Origin of the sequence: Planktothrix paucivesiculata PCC 9631, assembly GCF_900009265.2 — a bacterium.
Taxonomy (GTDB): Bacteria; Cyanobacteriota; Cyanobacteriia; order Cyanobacteriales; family Microcoleaceae; genus Planktothrix; species Planktothrix paucivesiculata.
The window spans coordinates 1-1,239 of the sequence record NZ_LR735073.1; the positions used below are offsets into that span (position 1 = coordinate 1).

Genomic DNA, 1,239 nt, shown 5'->3' on the forward strand with positions numbered 1-1,239 from the left:
AATTATACACCATCTGTAGGGGCGAACGGCCGTTCGCCCCTACTAGATATGGTTGTTTTGCGTAAGTCCTGTTATTCAAACCATCATTATAATAAACAGAATAATGATGGTTTTAGTTAGTGTTGCCAGAGGTCTGAACATCAAGAGTTAAAAATAGTTAACCCAGAGTAAAATCGGAAGAATTAATGTTTGTAGATACCACTCCTTTAAAGACAGCTAAAACTTGTCCGGTATTCCCAATATTGACGATAGTATCATTAGCATAAATACCAGTACCTTGAACGATATTTAGATTAGAAATATCCTCGACACCCTTGAGCAAAATGCGATCAGTTCCAGGCTGAAAATCCATAATAACATCTGCAAAATTAGCATTAGGATAGCTAAATTTACCTGTCAATACAAAGGTATCAACACCAGCGCCACCAGTGAGAATATCTTTCCCACCCCCACCATCTAATAAATCATTACCATCGTCGCCAGTCAAGGAGTCAATTCCCCGTCCTCCTAACAGAATATCGTCCCCAGAATTTCCCACAAGGACATCATTTCCTCGATAACCTGTTAAATAATCATTTCCAGTAGTTCCCGTCAAAATATCATCTTGATTCGGAGGTAATGGCGGATTATTAGGTTGTTCGTTAGTTCCTTGATTGGGAGGCAATGGCGGATTATTCGCGGGTTCGTTAGTTCCTTGATTGGGAGGTAATAACGGATTATTAGATGGTTTATTATTGCCTTGATTGGGAGGTAATAACGGATTATTAGATGGTTTATTATTGCCTTGATTGGGAGGCAATGGCGGATTATTAGCTGGTTTGTTATTCCCTTGATTATTGGGAACATTTCCCGGAATTAGGGAATTTTGGGGATTTTTGAGAAGTGTTGATTCTGTGTCGATAGCCATAGTAAAATCTCCCTTAATTAAGTTTTTGAGTTGAGTTGCTAGTTACTTTTTAAATTTCAACTACTCGAACAACACCCCTAAATCCAGGGATTGCTACTTTAAAAGTTTGGGTTAGCTCTAACTAACAACTTACCTTGTGTAATATTAACGGTTATGAAAATTACAAGAATAATGCTGTTTGGATTACAATTTTGTAATTTTACAGCTTTTGGCCATTCCCTTGCCAAATACAATAGACATCTCCGAAAATCCTCAAATGCCCTCTATCGCTACTTTTTGAGCCTCTAGCACTCCTGTGCCGGGTTCTCCTAAAGTAACGGATTCATAGGCTT

The 1,239-nt window shown here is 38.4% G+C and carries 1 protein-coding gene; it reads right to left on the reverse strand.

Going from position 1 to position 1,239, the window contains the following annotated elements; all coding sequences use genetic code 11:
- Positions 1-157 precede the first annotated feature (157 nt).
- A complete protein-coding gene (locus PL9631_RS25630) occupies positions 158-907 on the reverse strand; it encodes a M10 family metallopeptidase C-terminal domain-containing protein (RefSeq protein WP_083624811.1) in 750 nt (249 codons plus the stop codon).
- Positions 908-1,239 lie beyond the last annotated feature (332 nt).